This window comes from Bradyrhizobium sp. LjRoot220 (assembly GCF_964252915.1).
Classification (GTDB): Bacteria; Pseudomonadota; Alphaproteobacteria; order Rhizobiales; family Xanthobacteraceae; genus Bradyrhizobium.
Genome location: NZ_CAXUPS020000001.1, coordinates 371,496 through 385,843, shown reverse-complemented (window position 1 = coordinate 385,843; position 14,348 = coordinate 371,496). Strand labels below are relative to the sequence as shown.

The 14,348-nt window shown below is 64.0% G+C and carries 14 protein-coding genes; 7 read left to right on the top strand and 7 right to left on the bottom strand.

Annotation, left to right across the window (positions count from 1 at the left end):
- Position 1: 1 nt before the first annotated feature.
- A complete protein-coding gene (gene exbD / locus ACSQ84_RS01670) occupies positions 2–427 on the top strand; it encodes a TonB system transport protein ExbD (protein WP_436209909.1) in 426 nt (141 codons plus the stop codon).
- Entirely contained in the window at positions 424–1,179 is a 756-nt protein-coding gene (locus tag ACSQ84_RS01665) for an energy transducer TonB (protein ID WP_436209908.1), read from the top strand. The genes exbD and ACSQ84_RS01665 overlap by 4 nt, the downstream gene beginning before the upstream one ends.
- A 27-nt stretch (positions 1,180–1,206) precedes the next feature.
- Here the strand turns inward: ACSQ84_RS01665 and ACSQ84_RS01660 are convergent, their stop codons facing one another.
- Positions 1,207–4,389 (bottom strand): TonB-dependent receptor domain-containing protein, encoded by a 3,183-nt coding sequence (locus ACSQ84_RS01660; RefSeq protein ID WP_436209907.1) that lies wholly within the window; start codon positions 4,387–4,389, stop codon positions 1,207–1,209.
- Between the two features lie 233 nt (positions 4,390–4,622).
- Between ACSQ84_RS01660 and mntR the strand changes: the two genes are divergently transcribed.
- Positions 4,623–5,099, top strand: a complete 477-nt coding sequence (gene mntR, locus ACSQ84_RS01655) for a manganese-binding transcriptional regulator MntR (RefSeq protein ID WP_436209906.1) — start codon at positions 4,623–4,625, stop codon at positions 5,097–5,099.
- Between the two features lie 146 nt (positions 5,100–5,245).
- Here the strand turns inward: mntR and ACSQ84_RS01650 are convergent, their stop codons facing one another.
- From ACSQ84_RS01650 to ACSQ84_RS01630, 5 genes are all read right to left on the bottom strand, one after another.
- Positions 5,246–6,673: a hypothetical protein gene (locus tag ACSQ84_RS01650; protein ID WP_436209905.1), complete on the bottom strand. Its 1,428-nt coding sequence runs from the start codon at positions 6,671–6,673 to the stop codon at positions 5,246–5,248.
- A gap of 149 nt (positions 6,674–6,822) precedes the next feature.
- Positions 6,823–8,199, bottom strand: a complete 1,377-nt coding sequence (locus ACSQ84_RS01645) for an ATP-binding protein (RefSeq protein ID WP_436209904.1) — start codon at positions 8,197–8,199, stop codon at positions 6,823–6,825.
- Between the two features lie 102 nt (positions 8,200–8,301).
- Positions 8,302–8,973, bottom strand: coding sequence for a response regulator transcription factor (locus ACSQ84_RS01640; protein WP_436209903.1), 672 nt, complete (start codon positions 8,971–8,973; stop codon positions 8,302–8,304).
- Positions 8,974–9,161: 188 nt separating this feature from the next.
- On the bottom strand, positions 9,162–9,830 hold the full coding sequence (locus ACSQ84_RS01635; RefSeq protein WP_436209902.1) for a metallophosphoesterase: 669 nt from the start codon (positions 9,828–9,830) through the stop codon (positions 9,162–9,164).
- 125 nt (positions 9,831–9,955) lie between these two features.
- Positions 9,956–10,108 carry a hypothetical protein gene (locus tag ACSQ84_RS01630; RefSeq protein ID WP_436209901.1) on the bottom strand — a complete coding sequence of 51 codons (153 nt, stop codon included), beginning with the start codon at positions 10,106–10,108 and terminating at the stop codon, positions 9,956–9,958.
- 269 nt (positions 10,109–10,377) lie between these two features.
- Between ACSQ84_RS01630 and ACSQ84_RS01625 the strand changes: the two genes are divergently transcribed.
- Both ACSQ84_RS01625 and ACSQ84_RS01620 read left to right on the top strand, forming a co-directional pair.
- On the top strand, positions 10,378–11,364 hold the full coding sequence (locus tag ACSQ84_RS01625; protein ID WP_436209900.1) for a Ku protein: 987 nt from the start codon (positions 10,378–10,380) through the stop codon (positions 11,362–11,364).
- A gap of 31 nt (positions 11,365–11,395) precedes the next feature.
- A complete protein-coding gene (locus tag ACSQ84_RS01620; protein WP_436209899.1) occupies positions 11,396–11,632 on the top strand; it encodes a hypothetical protein in 237 nt (78 codons plus the stop codon).
- 109 nt (positions 11,633–11,741) lie between these two features.
- Here the strand turns inward: ACSQ84_RS01620 and ACSQ84_RS01615 are convergent, their stop codons facing one another.
- Positions 11,742–11,906 (bottom strand): Flp family type IVb pilin, encoded by a 165-nt coding sequence (locus ACSQ84_RS01615; protein ID WP_436209898.1) that lies wholly within the window; start codon positions 11,904–11,906, stop codon positions 11,742–11,744.
- A 218-nt stretch (positions 11,907–12,124) separates the two neighbouring features.
- On the opposite strand from ACSQ84_RS01615, the gene ACSQ84_RS01610 reads away from it, so the two are divergent.
- Positions 12,125–12,295 carry a hypothetical protein gene (locus ACSQ84_RS01610; RefSeq protein WP_436209897.1) on the top strand — a complete coding sequence of 57 codons (171 nt, stop codon included), beginning with the start codon at positions 12,125–12,127 and terminating at the stop codon, positions 12,293–12,295.
- 252 nt (positions 12,296–12,547) lie between these two features.
- A complete protein-coding gene (locus ACSQ84_RS01605; protein WP_436209896.1) occupies positions 12,548–14,182 on the top strand; it encodes a thiamine pyrophosphate-requiring protein in 1,635 nt (544 codons plus the stop codon).
- The last annotated feature ends 166 nt before the right edge of the window (positions 14,183–14,348 follow it).

Genomic DNA, 14,348 nt, shown 5'->3' with positions numbered 1-14,348 from the left:
GATGGCTGTCAGCGTTAACCAGAGCAATGGCGATCTTGCGGAGGTCCATGAGATCAATGTGACACCGTTCATCGATGTCATTCTTGTCCTGCTCATCATCTTCATGGTCGCAGCACCACTCGCAACCGTCGATATCGCCGTCGATCTTCCCGCGTCGAACGCGGAGCCGCAACCGCGTCCCGACAAGCCGGTCTATCTGACAGTCAAACCGGACCTTTCGCTGTCGGTCGGCAACGAGACCGTTGGCCGCGCCGCGCTGGCTGGCGTGCTCGATGCGAGCACCAACGGTCACAAGGACACCCGCATTTTCCTGCGTGCCGACAAGCTCGTCCCCTATGGCGAGGTGATGCATGTCATGAACATGCTGCGCGCATCCGGCTACCTGAAAGTCGCCCTGGTCGGATTGGAACAAGCCTCGTCGCCATGATGCAGCTTGCGGCCGAAGATCGTTCCGACCTGCAGCGCTGGATGGTGAGCGGCCTTGCGGTGCTGTGCATCTACGCTGGTGTGACCGCGACGCTCGCGACCTGGCGCTACCCCGACGACACCGCGGCGACGGAGCCTTCCGGCGCGATCGTGATCGACCTGGCGCCGCTGCCGGCAGCGCCGTCGACCACACAATCCGATGTCGCCCCCGGCCCGGAACAGGTGATGTCGGAACCGCAGCCCGTGGCAAAGCCCGAGGTGACGCCGCCCGATGACACACCGGAACTGCCCCCCGCTCCCAACCCGGATGCGGCCGTGGCGCTGCAGGCCAAACCGCAGCCGGACGTAACGCCGCAGCAGCAGGCGGCAGCCGCCACCACGTCGGCACCAGCGGCGGTCCCGGAGCGCATCGCGCCGGTGGCCGTGGCGCCTACACAAGGCGCGCCGAGTGCGAAAGATTCGGAAGCCGTGGTGACATGGCGAACCAAACTCCTCGCGATGATCGAGAAGAACAAGCGCTATCCGGAAGCCGCCCGGCCGCGGCGCGAGCAAGGGATAGCGCAGGTGTCGTTTTCGCTGGATCGCAAGGGCATGGTCGCCAACGCGCGCGTGACTCAAAGTTCGGGCTCAAATGCCCTTGACGAGGAAGCTGTCGCGCTGCTCAAGCGTGCGGAACCATTTCCCGCGCCGCCCGCAACCTTCCCGGGCGATTCCGTTGTCGTAAGGTTGCCGATCCGCTTCACCGTGAAATAGCGCGGTCGGCAGGCCGCGCGTAGCATTCTAATCCGCAACTACCGCGCCGCCGGCGCCGAATTTGTAATTCACACCGACCCTGACGCCATCACTGGTCACCCTTGTGTTGGAATCGAACGCAACGACCGTGTTGGCAGCGGTCGCCGGCGTGGAACGTACCGAACCGAAATCCATATGAAGATATTCGAGCTTGCCGGTCCAGTTGCCTGTCAGCCGGGTTTCGAAACCACCGCCGACGGCCCAGCCGAAACGGTAATTGTCGGTATCCAAAGCTGCCGTTGCCGGGGCTCCCGCATTGTCGAAACCCGCGACAGACGCAGACGTGGTGATCTTGCCGAACGGAACGCCTGCGGTGGCATAGGCAAGCAGACCCGGCGTAACGAGCGCTCCGACGCGCCCGCGAACGGAGGCGACCCATCCCAGACGGTAATCCAGGCTTGCCGTCACGGCTGCGTCGAACGGCGCCAGCGCCGCGTTGCAGACGTCGCCAGGGCATGTGGTGGTGTTGCGTCCGCGCTGGTTGCGGTATTCGAAATCGCCTTCGATGCCGGCGACCAATCGGCCGGATATCCAGTTGTAACCGGCCTGCCCGCCAAAACTCGCGGTGCCGCGCGTGGACGACAGGCGGCCGCCGTCAAGCGGCAGACCGGTTGCACCCTCGCTGAACACCGCGTTGGTGACAGCCGCGCCCCTGACATAGCCGACGTTGGCGCCGGCATAGATGCCGGCCCAGTTCCAGGCCGCATCGAGCGCCGGCTGCGATTTGTAGAACATGTTGCCAGCCGCCCCGCGCGCCAGCCCAAAGGACGAACCCGGCGCCCCGCCCGGCCCGTCGACACCGTATTTGACGTTGAGGAAAAGCTTGAAACCGCGTCCGGGCTGCAGGATCTCGTCCTTGTGGAATTGAACGGCATTGCGGATGTTGGCGTTGAGCAAATTGTCGCCGACCAACCCGGTTACGACTTCGACCGCTCCCCACGGCGAATCCTTCCAGAATTGCCGGTTCTCCACCTGCACCTTGAGCAGATCGTAGCTGGCCGTCGTCGTGTCGAATTGCGAAACGTCGTTCTGCGCGAAGGCGTGCAGCAGGCCGACACGGGCGAACCAGCTGTCGCTGCGCCAATAAGCACCGCCGCCGAGCCGCATCGGCGGGATGCGCGGCACATTGCTGCCGTCGGTGAAAGTCGCCCGAACGACATCGAATTGCCCATCAATACCAAAGGTACCGTTGGCGAGTGGCGCCACGTCCCATTGCCAGGCCAGTTCGCCGCCGCGAAACGTCGCATTGCGCTGATCGTAATTGGCCTGGGTGTAATCGATGCCGGCCCCGCATGATGCAAAGGTTTCCTGACAAAGGTTGCCGGTGGCGCGCGCGAAGATAAATTTGTCGTACGAGGTGTAGTAGACATTGGCGTCGAACCTGAAATCGCCGGCGGTGCGCTTCAAGCCGATTTCCGCCGTCTGCGCGGTCTCAATCCCCAGGTTTGCGTTGCCGATCTTGAACGTCTTCTCCGAACCGTCAGGACCTTGAGCGAACAATTCGAGCGCGCGCGGCGCCCGTTCGATCCGCTGCAGCGTCAGGCGCGCGACCATCGAAGACGGAAGATCCTTGATGATTCCGAAACTGACGCTCTTCGGCATGAAGTCGAGTTTGGCCGCGGCCCTGCCCGGGACATCCGGCGGCGGCAGAAAATTCGGCGGGAAAGTGAACGCCGTTCCCGCGATGTCGACGCCCTCGATGCGTCCCGCCAATTGCGTGCGCAGCGTATCCGTGTGCCTTACTTCATTGAGGAAATACGCCGCCGCGGTTCTGGTCTGGGCGGGCAGCAGGATCGCCTGGCCTGCCGTATCCAGTTGCTGGTAGGAAGCCTGCGCCCCGGCAATGCTGGTCAGCGCACCGATCGGCGTGGCGAACGGCGCAGATTCAAGCTCGATCTTGCCCTCGGTCTGCCGGTTCTTGAACGTGGCTGCAATCCCCTCAAAACCGGGACCGGCGAGCACGGTCTCGTCATGCCTGTATTCCCCATATCCGGTCCAGTACCTGACGGCCGCCAGTGCGGCCGCATCCGGTCGATACTCACCCTTGCTGGTAATTTTGGTCTGCTCGAGGTCGTTGTGCTGGCGCGCGGCCGCGGTCGCGATTCCCGGAACAAAATAGTCGCTGGTGAAGCGAGAGACGGCGATGCCGGCATAGCCGCCGTCGAACAAATAAGAACCGCCGATCGCCGCGCCCGCGCTTTCCGAGGCTGAATTGGGTTGTCTGCCGTTGCCGACGGGTGCGGGGATTGGCGGAACCAGATAGGGGTAGCTCGGGATGGCGTAATCGCTCGAGGATCGGCCGTAGACGTCGGCGTGAACAGCGGCGTTGCGACCGCCGGCGTCCAGCAACAGGCCGCTTTCCCATCCCCTGTTGACGCTCGTCACGCCCGATCTCAGTTCCGCGGCTACTCCACGCACTGGGGCGGCGGTCGGAATCCGGTTGTTGTTGACGTCGACAACGCCGCCGACGGCTTGCGAACCGAAGCGGAGCGCACCCGGTCCGCGAACGACGTCGACCCGCTGGATTGCGAGCGGGTCGATCGGCACCGCGTGGTCCTGCGCAATATCCGACACGTCGACCGCGCCGACGCCGTTCTCCTGAATGCGGACCTTGGCGTCCGACAAGCCGCGCAGAACGGGGCGGGACGATTCCGTGGCCAGTCCGGCGGCGGTCGCGCCGGGCATGTTGGAGAACAGGCTGCCAAACCCACCATTGCTGCTGCCGGTCTGGATTTGATTGCTTCCGATGGTCGACAAGGGCGCAAAGGGCGGATTGAAGGGCGAGGCAGCCGCGGTCGCCGGGGCGGGACCAGGCAGCGGCGCGGCGACGGCCGGTGAACGCCGACCGGGCTCGCCGCGCGCTGCGCGACGCGCCGGCCTGGGCTGGCGGCCCTCCACGGTCACTTGCGGCATGTCGATTTCGGCCGGAGCGGCAGCCTTGTCTTGCGCACCGGCGGCCGTGGCCGGTTGCGGCTGAGCTGCCTGCGAGGGACCGGTCTGCGCCGGGGTTTGTCCCGTTGCCGGCGCGGGCGCCTCGGCAGGCGCCTGAGGGGCGGCCTGGGGCGTCGTCGATGGCGCGGGCGCCACGGTTTGCGCCAAGGCCGCAACCGGGCTCAGACAAAGCACCGCAAGGGCGGACGTGCCCAGAAGAGCCATTCGGGTCGCACGCATCTTTATTCCCCAAACTCAATCGTGCTCAGGGAACCTGCCCGAATAAGCCACGACAGCAAAACGTAGGTTAGGCTACATCTTAATGTTGCCCCGTTAACTGTCAAGATACTGTCGCCAGTCGTCGCAAGCGCGCGCTGGCCTGTTGCGGTTTCGCGACACGCCACCAACTTGCAATGTGGTCGGCAGCACGCCATGGTCTGCCTCCCCTCGATGGATTCGCCTGGAAAGGTGCCGTGTTGCGCAAGCCCTCGACAGACCGGGCCAAACCGATGCAGCCGCTCCCTGCGGAACAGACCCAGGCGCGCCGCTTTGGAAAAGCGCGATCGGCGCGGTCGACCGCGGTTCTGGAAGATTATGTCGAACTGATCTCCGATCTGCTCGGAACCACCGGCGAGGCGCGCCCGACCGACATCGCGCGCCGGCTCGGCGTGTCGCACCCAACGGCGATCGACACCATCGCGCGGCTCAAGCGGGAAGATCTCGTGACGGCGCGGCCCTATCGCGGCGTGTTCCTGACCGAGAAGGGCGAGGCGCTCGCCAAACGTGTCCGCGCGCGTCACCGGCTCGTGGTGGATGTCCTGCTGGCCCTGGGCGTTCCGCAGGAAGCGGCCGAGGGCGATGCCGAGGGCATCGAGCATCACGTGTCTGACCTGACGATCAAGGCATTCGCCGAATTCCTTCGCGCGAACAAGGATCGACGCAAGGTGTAATGGCGCGGCGGCCCGCGCGTCCTGGAGCCTTTCCGTTCCGATTTAATCGGAACGGGATTCTGGATTCTTGATTTGACGCGTTTTCTTGACGCGAACCGGTATCCACCCCGGATCAAGTCCGGGGCAGGCTCTCGCTGGAAAACGCTCTACCCGTTGCGGGTGGACGTGGACTTGCGCTCGGCGGATTTGCGCTCGCCGGTGACGGCATTTTCGGCCGCCCTGCTCATCAGCGACGCATAATCATGGCCGAACAGGACATCGCAGAAGCGGATCGCCGCCTTGGCCTGCATCTGCCGGTAGGCGCGCCCCTTGGTGTCGCCGCCGCGCAGCGACTGCACCAGCGCCTCGGTGGAGTGCTCGACATAATGCTGCAGGTCGGAATAGGTCCGCAACGTCACCTCGTTGATCGCGAGTTCGCTGGCATAGGTGCGGCAAACCGCAACGAAATCGATCAGGGCCGCGGTTTCTTCGACGTCCGACGCGTCGATTTTGGGGGCCGACGAAATGTCCTTGTCGGCGCGCTGGCGCAGGATGCGCCGGACCCGGCCGGGCACGCTGTCGATTTCCGACTGCAGCGAATTGGAAATGTCGGCGCGGATCGACGTCAGCTGCCTGCCCCAGGTCGAATCGTTGCGCAGGTCGAGTTCGGTGCGCAGGCCGCGCACGCCGTCGTGCAGGGTCTTCAGCTGTTCGCCCACATTGTCGAACTGGCCGCGCCTGATGTCCGTGCGCAGGCAGGCCGCGAGGAAGGAGAGATCGTGCAGCGCGAGCGTGACGGCGATGCCGTGGGGCGTCGCGGCCACGCGAATTTCATCGTCGGAAGCCGCCATCTTGATCGCGAGGCGGATAATCTGCCAGGGCGCCGCCAGCCGTTGCATAATCAGCGACAACGCGAACGGCAGCAATTGCGGCGTCTGCAGCGAGGGAACATTGAGCGCCGAGGTCACCGACGCAATCTGGGAATCCGACAAGACCCGCACTTGGCTGGGAAGCCGGCTGCCCAGCGTATCCATCGCCTCGCGGGCCCGGAGCACCGCCCCGATCGACAGGAAGTCCTCGACGACGTTGGGCGGGCCGATACGCGAGAGCGAACGCTGCCTGTCGTCGCCCTGCACCGGCGCCGCGACCTTGGTGATTGCTTCCGCTGCGGCGAACTGGAATTTGCGCGTCTCGGATTCCAGCCCCGCCGTCGAACCGCTGTGCCTGATCTCGGCCAGCGCCGCTTCGAAGGCACGCGCCTGCTCCGGCGCGCCGTCGCGGGCCAACCATTGCCAGACCGGCAGCAGCGAGGAGCGCCGGATCTGGCCCGGCCGCATCGGGAAATTGCTTTCGACCAAAAACGGTTCGATCGGGCGAAACAGCAAGCGCGCCGGATCATCGGTCCGCGGCTGCACTTCTTCGTCTTCCTCGGTTCCGCGCACCACCTTGCGCAATTGCTCGAGCACGAGGGTAGCGACGGCGACTTCCTCGCCGCGCTCGATGGCGCGCTCGAACGAGCGCATCAGCAGCGCCTGCGCCTGAGGCGGGAGCTGGGCGAGATAGTCCCTCAGCCGCTCGGTCGATGTCTGGCTCATGCGCCCGGTGTGGATATGCCTGTGTCGTCCGGACGGCAAAGCGCGCCCAACCGCCATCATAAAAGTGTGCGCGTTAAGAAGTCGTTTAGGAATGATGAAATCACGGGCGGCCTGGCCGGTCTCCGACCAGATTCAATCGCTTTCCGCGCTCAAACCCCCGGCAGCACCAGTTCGGCCCGCAGCCCGCCGATCGGGGCGTCGCCGAGCGCAAGGCTGCCGCCATAAAGCGCGGCGAGATCGACCACGATCGAGAGCCCGAGGCCGGAGCCCGGCTTGGACTCGTCCAGCCGCTGACCTCGGCGCGAGACTTGGGCGCGCTCGGCGGCCGATAGCCCGCGGCCGTCATCATCGACGACGATTCGCAGCCGCGGGCCTGCCTTGGGGTCCAGCGCCGGCTCCACCTGCACCTCAATCAAGACCTGCGAGGCGGCCCATTTGCAGGCGTTGTCGACCAGATTGCCGGCCATCTCCTCCAGGTCCTGGCGTTCGCCGCGAAACTTCGCGTGAGGATCGGCCTTCAGATCGATCGCGACGGCGCGATCCCGGTGGATCTTTTCCATGGTCCGCCGCAACGCCTCGATAGCGGGCGCGACCTCGGTGACGGTGCCGACCACGGTGACGCGCGCGGCGATGCGCGCGCGCTCCAGATGATGGGCCACCTGATCGCGCATCACATCGGCCTGCTCCAGCACCTTGCTGGCAAAGGCACTGACGGGATGCGCGGCGGCCTCGTTGAGGATCACCGACAACGGCGTCTTGATGGCGTGCGCGAGATTGCCGACATGGGTGCGCGCGCGCTCGACGATTTCCCTGTTGGCGTCGATCAGCGCATTGGTCTCGCGCGCCAGCGGCGCGATCTCGACCGGAAAATTGCCCTCGAGCCGCTCGGCACGGCCGGAGCGGATATCGGCGATCGATTCCGAGATGCGCTTGAGCGGCGCAAGGCCGAAGCGGACCTGGAAGATCGTGGTCAGCAGCAGCACGATGCCGAGCGTCGCCAGGGTGCCGCCGAGGTAATAGTCGAAGCTGCGCGTCTCATCGAAGATCTCGGCGGCATCGCCGGCCACGCCGATCAGGAATTTGCCGTCCGCACCGAGGTCGACCGGCCGCTCCACCATCCGCAAATTCTGCCCCTCGGGGCCGTCGACATAGCCGAGACGGATGCCGGCCGCGGTCAGTTCGGCGCCGTGCTCTTCGAGTTTCGGCAGCTTCTTGTCCCACAGCGAACGCGACACCCGCGGTTCGGCCTTCTCGCCGTCGGTGCGCAGGACCTGCCAGTACCAGCCGGACAGCGGCAGCTCGAACAACGGCTCGCCAAGCGACTGGAACGGCTGGTCGGGCGGCTCGTCCGGCGTCGCGACCTCGGCGATCAGGGTGCGCAGATACAGATTGAGGCGGCGGTCGAAAGCCCGCTCGGTGGCATCGCGATAGACCGAGGACAGCACGAACCCGGTGATGACGAGGATCGCCACCACCCACGCGGTCGCCGACAGGAACAACCGTGTGGCGAGCGAGGACCCGCGCATCAGGACGCGATCCCGAACGAGAGGGGCCGGCTTTCGGAACTGATCATGCCCGGACAAAAGAGCAAGCGCGCTACTTCTTCAAGGCCTTTGATCACACGGTCGTCACACCCCGGGCGACGGCGGTGTCAGGAGATAGCCGAGCCCGCGCACGGTCTGGATGATATCGACGTCGAGCTTTTTGCGGATACGGCCGACGAACACTTCGATGGTGTTGGAATCGCGGTCGAAATCCTGGTCGTAGAGATGTTCGACCAGTTCGGTGCGCGACACCACGCGCCCGGTATGGTGCATGAGATAGGCGAGCAAGCGGTATTCGTGCGAGGTCATCTTGATCGGATTGCCCGATACGCTGACCCGGTTTGTGCGGGTGTCCAGCGAAACCGGGCCACAAACCAGTTCCGACTGGGCGTGACCGGTCGAACGGCGCAGCAGCGCGCGGATCCGGGCCAGGACTTCCTCGAGGTGAAAGGGTTTTGCCACATAGTCGTCGGCGCCGGCGTCGAAGCCCTGCACCTTGTCGCTCCAGCGGTCGCGGGCGGTCAGGATCAACACCGGCATCGCCCGTCCGCTGCGGCGCCAGGCCTCCAGCACGGAGATGCCGTCCATCTTGGGCAGGCCGATGTCGAGAACGACGGCGTCATAGGGTTCGCTGTCCCCGAGGAAGTGCCCCTCCTCGCCGTCGAACGCCCGATCGACCACATAACCGGCATCCGTCAGCGCCGTCGTCAGCTGACGGTTGAGATCGGGGTCATCCTCGACGACAAGCAGGCGCACGCTGGCCTCCAATGGTGAGCTTCACGAAACCTGCCTCAAGATGAGGCTCACCGGCGTGAACGGCCAATGAACGGGACGGATGGCGCCAGGTTACTTTTTCGTCATGGCGCCCTGCAACGGCGCGGCCGTCAGTCGCAGGCAAACGCCTAGCATACCGAATCGGATGCCCAAAGAGCCCCAAGGGGCGGCTAGCGACCGCCTTCCCCGCGGACCACGATCAATTCAACGGGGCCGCCCGGCCGGTCATCGTCGAACACCCCAACCGTCAGCCGCCCGGTTTTCCAGGCGGCTGTGTCGAGATTGGTGCGGCCCTCGTACAACAGCGGGCCTTCGGGATCATTGTCGTGGCCGTGCACGACGTGGAGTTCGCCGAACCCGCTCGCGTCGTCCTTCGGGTAGCGTTTCCACAACAGCGTCTTTTCGCTTTGCATTTGAAGCGGCACGCCAGGTTCGACGCCAGCGTGCACATAGAGCCGATGCGCATCGACATGCAGCAGCCGCAGGCGATCGAGCCAGGCGATATGGGCTGGCGGCACCGCGGCGGGATCGCCGCCATAGGACGCCAGCGCCGCATCGCCGCCCCGCTCCAGCCAAAAGGCCAGCTTCGCGGGGTCGCGCAGCCCTTCGACCATCATCGCATCGTGGTTGCCCTTCAGCACAACCAAGCTCCGGCCGCCGCCAATGCCGGGCAGCAGCCGCTCGATCACCTGCCGGCTCTGCGGGCCTTTGTTGACGTAGTCACCGATGGTGACAATGACACCGGCCTTGCCGGACGCGTGCGCTTCAATCTTGCCAAGGGCGCCGCTGAGCAGATCATCGCGGCCGTGAATGTCTGGAACGACGTAGGTGAAGCTCATGCCGCTTGCGCATTTCCGCTCATGGGGATGCGGGAGTGCTATGCCAATCGCACCTCACCGGCAAATCGAGACGGCGCCGTTTGGGGGCTCCCTGTGTCAGCTCGCACCGTTATTCGCGCCCTTCCTCAAACCCGGAAGAATACGAACCAGATCACGCCCAGGATCAGGATCGCGAGTCCGGTTGAGACGCTGAGGAGTGCAAGCACCGAGGGGCCGGGTTCGGCCTGACGGGCCTCGGTCGGGGTTTCGACAATCTGGCCACGTCGACGCGTTGCCATGGGGACCTCATTCTGAGTAAGTGCCTGTAATGTCCGGCTATTGCCTCGACACCACCTGTCAAAAGCAACGCATGATGGCAGCTGATGTTCCGGGCTTCGCACCCGGCATTTCGGGGCGGCGCGTCAAAAAAGGTCGCAGCCAAAATCCCCGGAACACGCCGCGCGGCCACGGTTAACGCCGTTGCCAGATTCCTTGCCCCGCCATGTTTGAAACCGGGTCGGCCGATGGTATTCTTGGCGGTCGTCTGTTGCGTCTGTCGGAGTTTCCCATGGCCCCCCGCGCCAACTGGAAGGGCTTTTTACGCCTTTCCCTCGTGACCTGCCCGGTCGCCCTGTATCCGGCGACGTCGGATACCGAAAAGGTCTCGTTCAACCAGATCAACCGCAAGACCGGCCATCGCATCAAATATGCCAAGGTCGATGCCGACACCGGCGAGGAAGTCGCCAACGAAGACATCATGAAGGGCTACAAGATCGACACCGATACCTACATCGAGGTGTCGAAGGACGAGCTTGACGACATCGCGCTGGAATCGACCCGCACCATCGAAATCGACGAGTTCGTGCCGAGGACCGATATCGACAGCCGCTATCTGATCCGCCCCTATTATCTCGTGCCGGACGGCAAGGTCGGCCACGACGCCTTTGCGGTGATCCGCGAAACCATCCGCAGCATGGACAAGGTCGCGATCGGCCGCGTGGTGCTGACCAACCGCGAACACATCATCGCGCTGGAGCCGTTCGATAACGGTTTGATGGGAACGCTGCTGCGCTACCCCTATGAGGTCCGCAGCGAAAAGGACTATTTCGACGACATCCAGGATGTGAAGATCACCAAGGACATGCTGGATCTGGCCAAACACATCGTCGAGCAAAAATCCGGATCGTTCGAGCCCGAGCAGTTCGAGGATCGCTACGAATCCGCGCTGGTCGAGTTGATCAACCAGAAGCGCAACGGCCTGAAGGTCACAGCGAAAGCGGCGCCGAAAACCGGCGGCAACGTCATCAATCTGATGGACGCGCTGAAACGCAGCCTCGCCAGCGAGAAACAGGCCGCGCCCGCCGCCAGGGATGCCGTGAAGGAAACGGCTAAAGCCAAGGGCAAGAAGCCGCGCAAGGCAGCCGCCGGCCAGCGCGAAATGCTGCTGCCGATCTCAGGCAGCAGCAAGCGCGCCGCCAAGGAGACGGTCAAGGAAGCGCCGAAGAAGGCCGAAAAGCCCGTGCGCGCGCCCGCACGCGCCAAGAAGGCCGGCTGATCGCGCAAGCCCGCCCAACCAATAGCGCGCGATGCCCTGGTCGACGCCGTTCGATGAGCCGATCGCGCTGCGCGGCGGCCGCACCCTCGTAACGCTGCAGCACGCCGCCGACTACGTCATGAAGCTGCCTGAAGCCGAACAGCACGAAGCGCGCTGGCAAACCGCGGTCGAGAACCTGATCAAGGCCGCCGAGACCGGCGGCGGCTGGCTGATGTTCGCGCGGATCGGAATGATGCAGGCGCTATATGCGGATGAAAACGACCGCTAGCACGGTCTCGTGGCGTGAAATGTCTAATCCCCTGCCGGCCGAAGCTGACGATGTGTGGACCCCAGGTCCCGAATAGCAGCTCCAGCATGATGCGAGCCGCCGATCGCTGCTATTTGAGCGAGGTGCTGACGGTGTCGAACTTGGTGCTGAGCGCAGTGCCGACGCCGTTGACGGCACCGACGATCACGATGCCGATGCCCATCGCAATGAGGCAATACTCGATCGCGGTCGCGCCGGACTCATCCTTGAAAAAAATCTTCAACAATCGACGCATGAAACACTCCTGTCGACGCCGCCGGAATTCTTCCCGCGCCAGGCTCCAAATTGGAACCCTAGATTGGAATGATTGACGGCGTTTTGACGAACAGGATGAACGACTGATTAAGCCGGATTCACGATTGCACCGGTATTCCTACGGTGCCAAAAGTTTACTCTGAATTGTGCGGAGGCTCGCCAAGGTCGGCCGATCGGCGTCTTCCGGAGCGAGCGCACATGCCCACGCAGAACCGTGAAACAGGAAAAAACTACATCGGCCTCTTGAGCGATGAGTTGGACGAGCAGCGCGCCGCCGAGGTGCGGTCCGGCAACGATCGCCGTGTGACGGCGTACGTCCTCGGCCTGATGGCGGCGATGTTCAACGCTCGCCGCACCGAAGCGAGGTAGTGCCCTCGCCTCGCCCGCGGAGCGCGGCCGGCTTCGAGGCCGCCGCGGCGAACACCAAGGCTCCCGACATCTTCTGATCGAATGGGGAACCGCTCGATTTCGGACGACGGTCTGCAGCCTCCGCTCCGGCGGCAAACGCATATCAGCACTTCCCGAAGCAAGCGCCGCCTGCGCTTTACGGTGAGGAAAATTCCTGTTCCAACTGTGAGAAATCGACCGGACGAACCGGTCTGCAAACAGGGGGAGACCGTCATGAAGCTCGGCACCGCGATTGCGGAAATCATGAAGCGCGAGGGGATCGAGATCCTGTGCGGCTATCCGGTCAACCATCTGATCGAATATGCCGCCAATGCCGACATCCGCCCGATAATGGTCCGCCAGGAACGCATCGGCATCCACATGGCGGATGCGATCTCCCGCGTCACCTCGGGCCATTCGATCGGCGCGTTCTGCATGCAGCACGGCCCTGGCGCCGAAAACGCCATGGGCGGCGTGGCGCAATGTTACGGCGAATCCGTCCCCGTGCTGGTGCTGCCGATGGGCTATGCGCGGCGGCTCGCCAATATCGACCCGAACTTCAACTCCAGCCAGGCGATGAAGGCGTTTTCGAAGTCCTCCGAGCCGATCATCCTTGCGGCCGAAGTCTGCAACATTTTCCGGCGGGCGTTTACAAAACTGAAGAATGGTCGCGGCGGACCGGTCATCGTCGAAATCCCGGCCGACATGTGGAATGAAGACGTTCCGGAACCGCTGAATTACACGCCGGTGCTGCGCACGCGCTACGGCGCCGACCCCGTTCACGTCAAGGAAGCGGCCGCGCTGTTGGTCGGTGCCAAGCGAGCGGTGATCTATGCCGGCCAGGGCGTGCATTACGCCAGGGCCTGGCCGCAACTGAAGCGGCTGGCCGAGCGTCTTGCCATCCCCGTTACCACCAGCCTTGGCGGCAAATCGTCGTTTCCGGAAACGCATCCGCTGTCGCTGGGCTCGGGCGGCCTTGCTGTACCGCGCGCGGTGCCCAAATTTCTTGCCGAGGCCGATGTGATCTTCGGCATCGGCTGCTCCTTCACCGAAACCTCGTTCGGCATCGCGATGCCGAAGGGCAAGACCATCATTCATTCGACGCTGGACCCCAACCATCTCAACAAGGATGTCGAGGCCAGGATCGGCCTGGTCGGCGATGCCGCCCTGGTGCTCGATGCGCTGCTGGAAGAGATCGGTAAGAGTGTCGCCAGCGATCGTGACGCCACCGCCGTCGCCGCCGAGATCGCCGCCTCGCACAAGGAGTGGTTGGCCAAATGGATGCCGAAACTCACCCACAACGAGGCGCCGCTCAATCCCTATCGCGTATTGTGGGACCTGCAGCACACTGTCGACATCAAGAACACCATCATCACCCATGATGCCGGCAGCCCGCGCGACCAGCTCTCGCCGTTCTGGAAATCGGTCGAGCCGTTGTCCTATATCGGCTGGGGCAAGACCACGCAGCTCGGCTATGGGCTCGGTCTGGCGATGGGCGCCAAGCTGGCAAAGCCCGACAAGCTCTGCATCAATGTGTGGGGCGATGCCGCGATCGGTTTCACCGGCATGGATTTCGAAACCGCGGTGCGCGAGCGGATTCCGATCATGTCGATCCTGCTGAATAATTTCAGCATGGCGATCGAGCTGAAGGTGATGCCGATCTCGACCGAGAAGTATCGCTCGACCGACATTTCCGGCGACTATGCCGCGATGGCCCGCGCCTTCGGCGGCTATGGCGAACGGGTGACCAAACCGGAAGACATCATTCCCGCGATCAAGCGCGGCATTGAAAAGACCAGGGAAGGCATCCCTGTGCTGTTGGAATTCATCACCAGCAAGGAGACCGAGGTCTCCCGGCCGGGAACCTGATAGCCGACCTGGCCGATAACCGCTTAGTCTGCTTCACATTTTGGCGCCCCGGCCTTAAGAAAGGGCCGGGATGGCGCTGGCCCGACCGCGCCTGGAATGGATTAATCTGCCACACGGGTACGCGCGAGGATGGCTCGATGTCATCGGCCTGCAGGGCTTGCTGTAG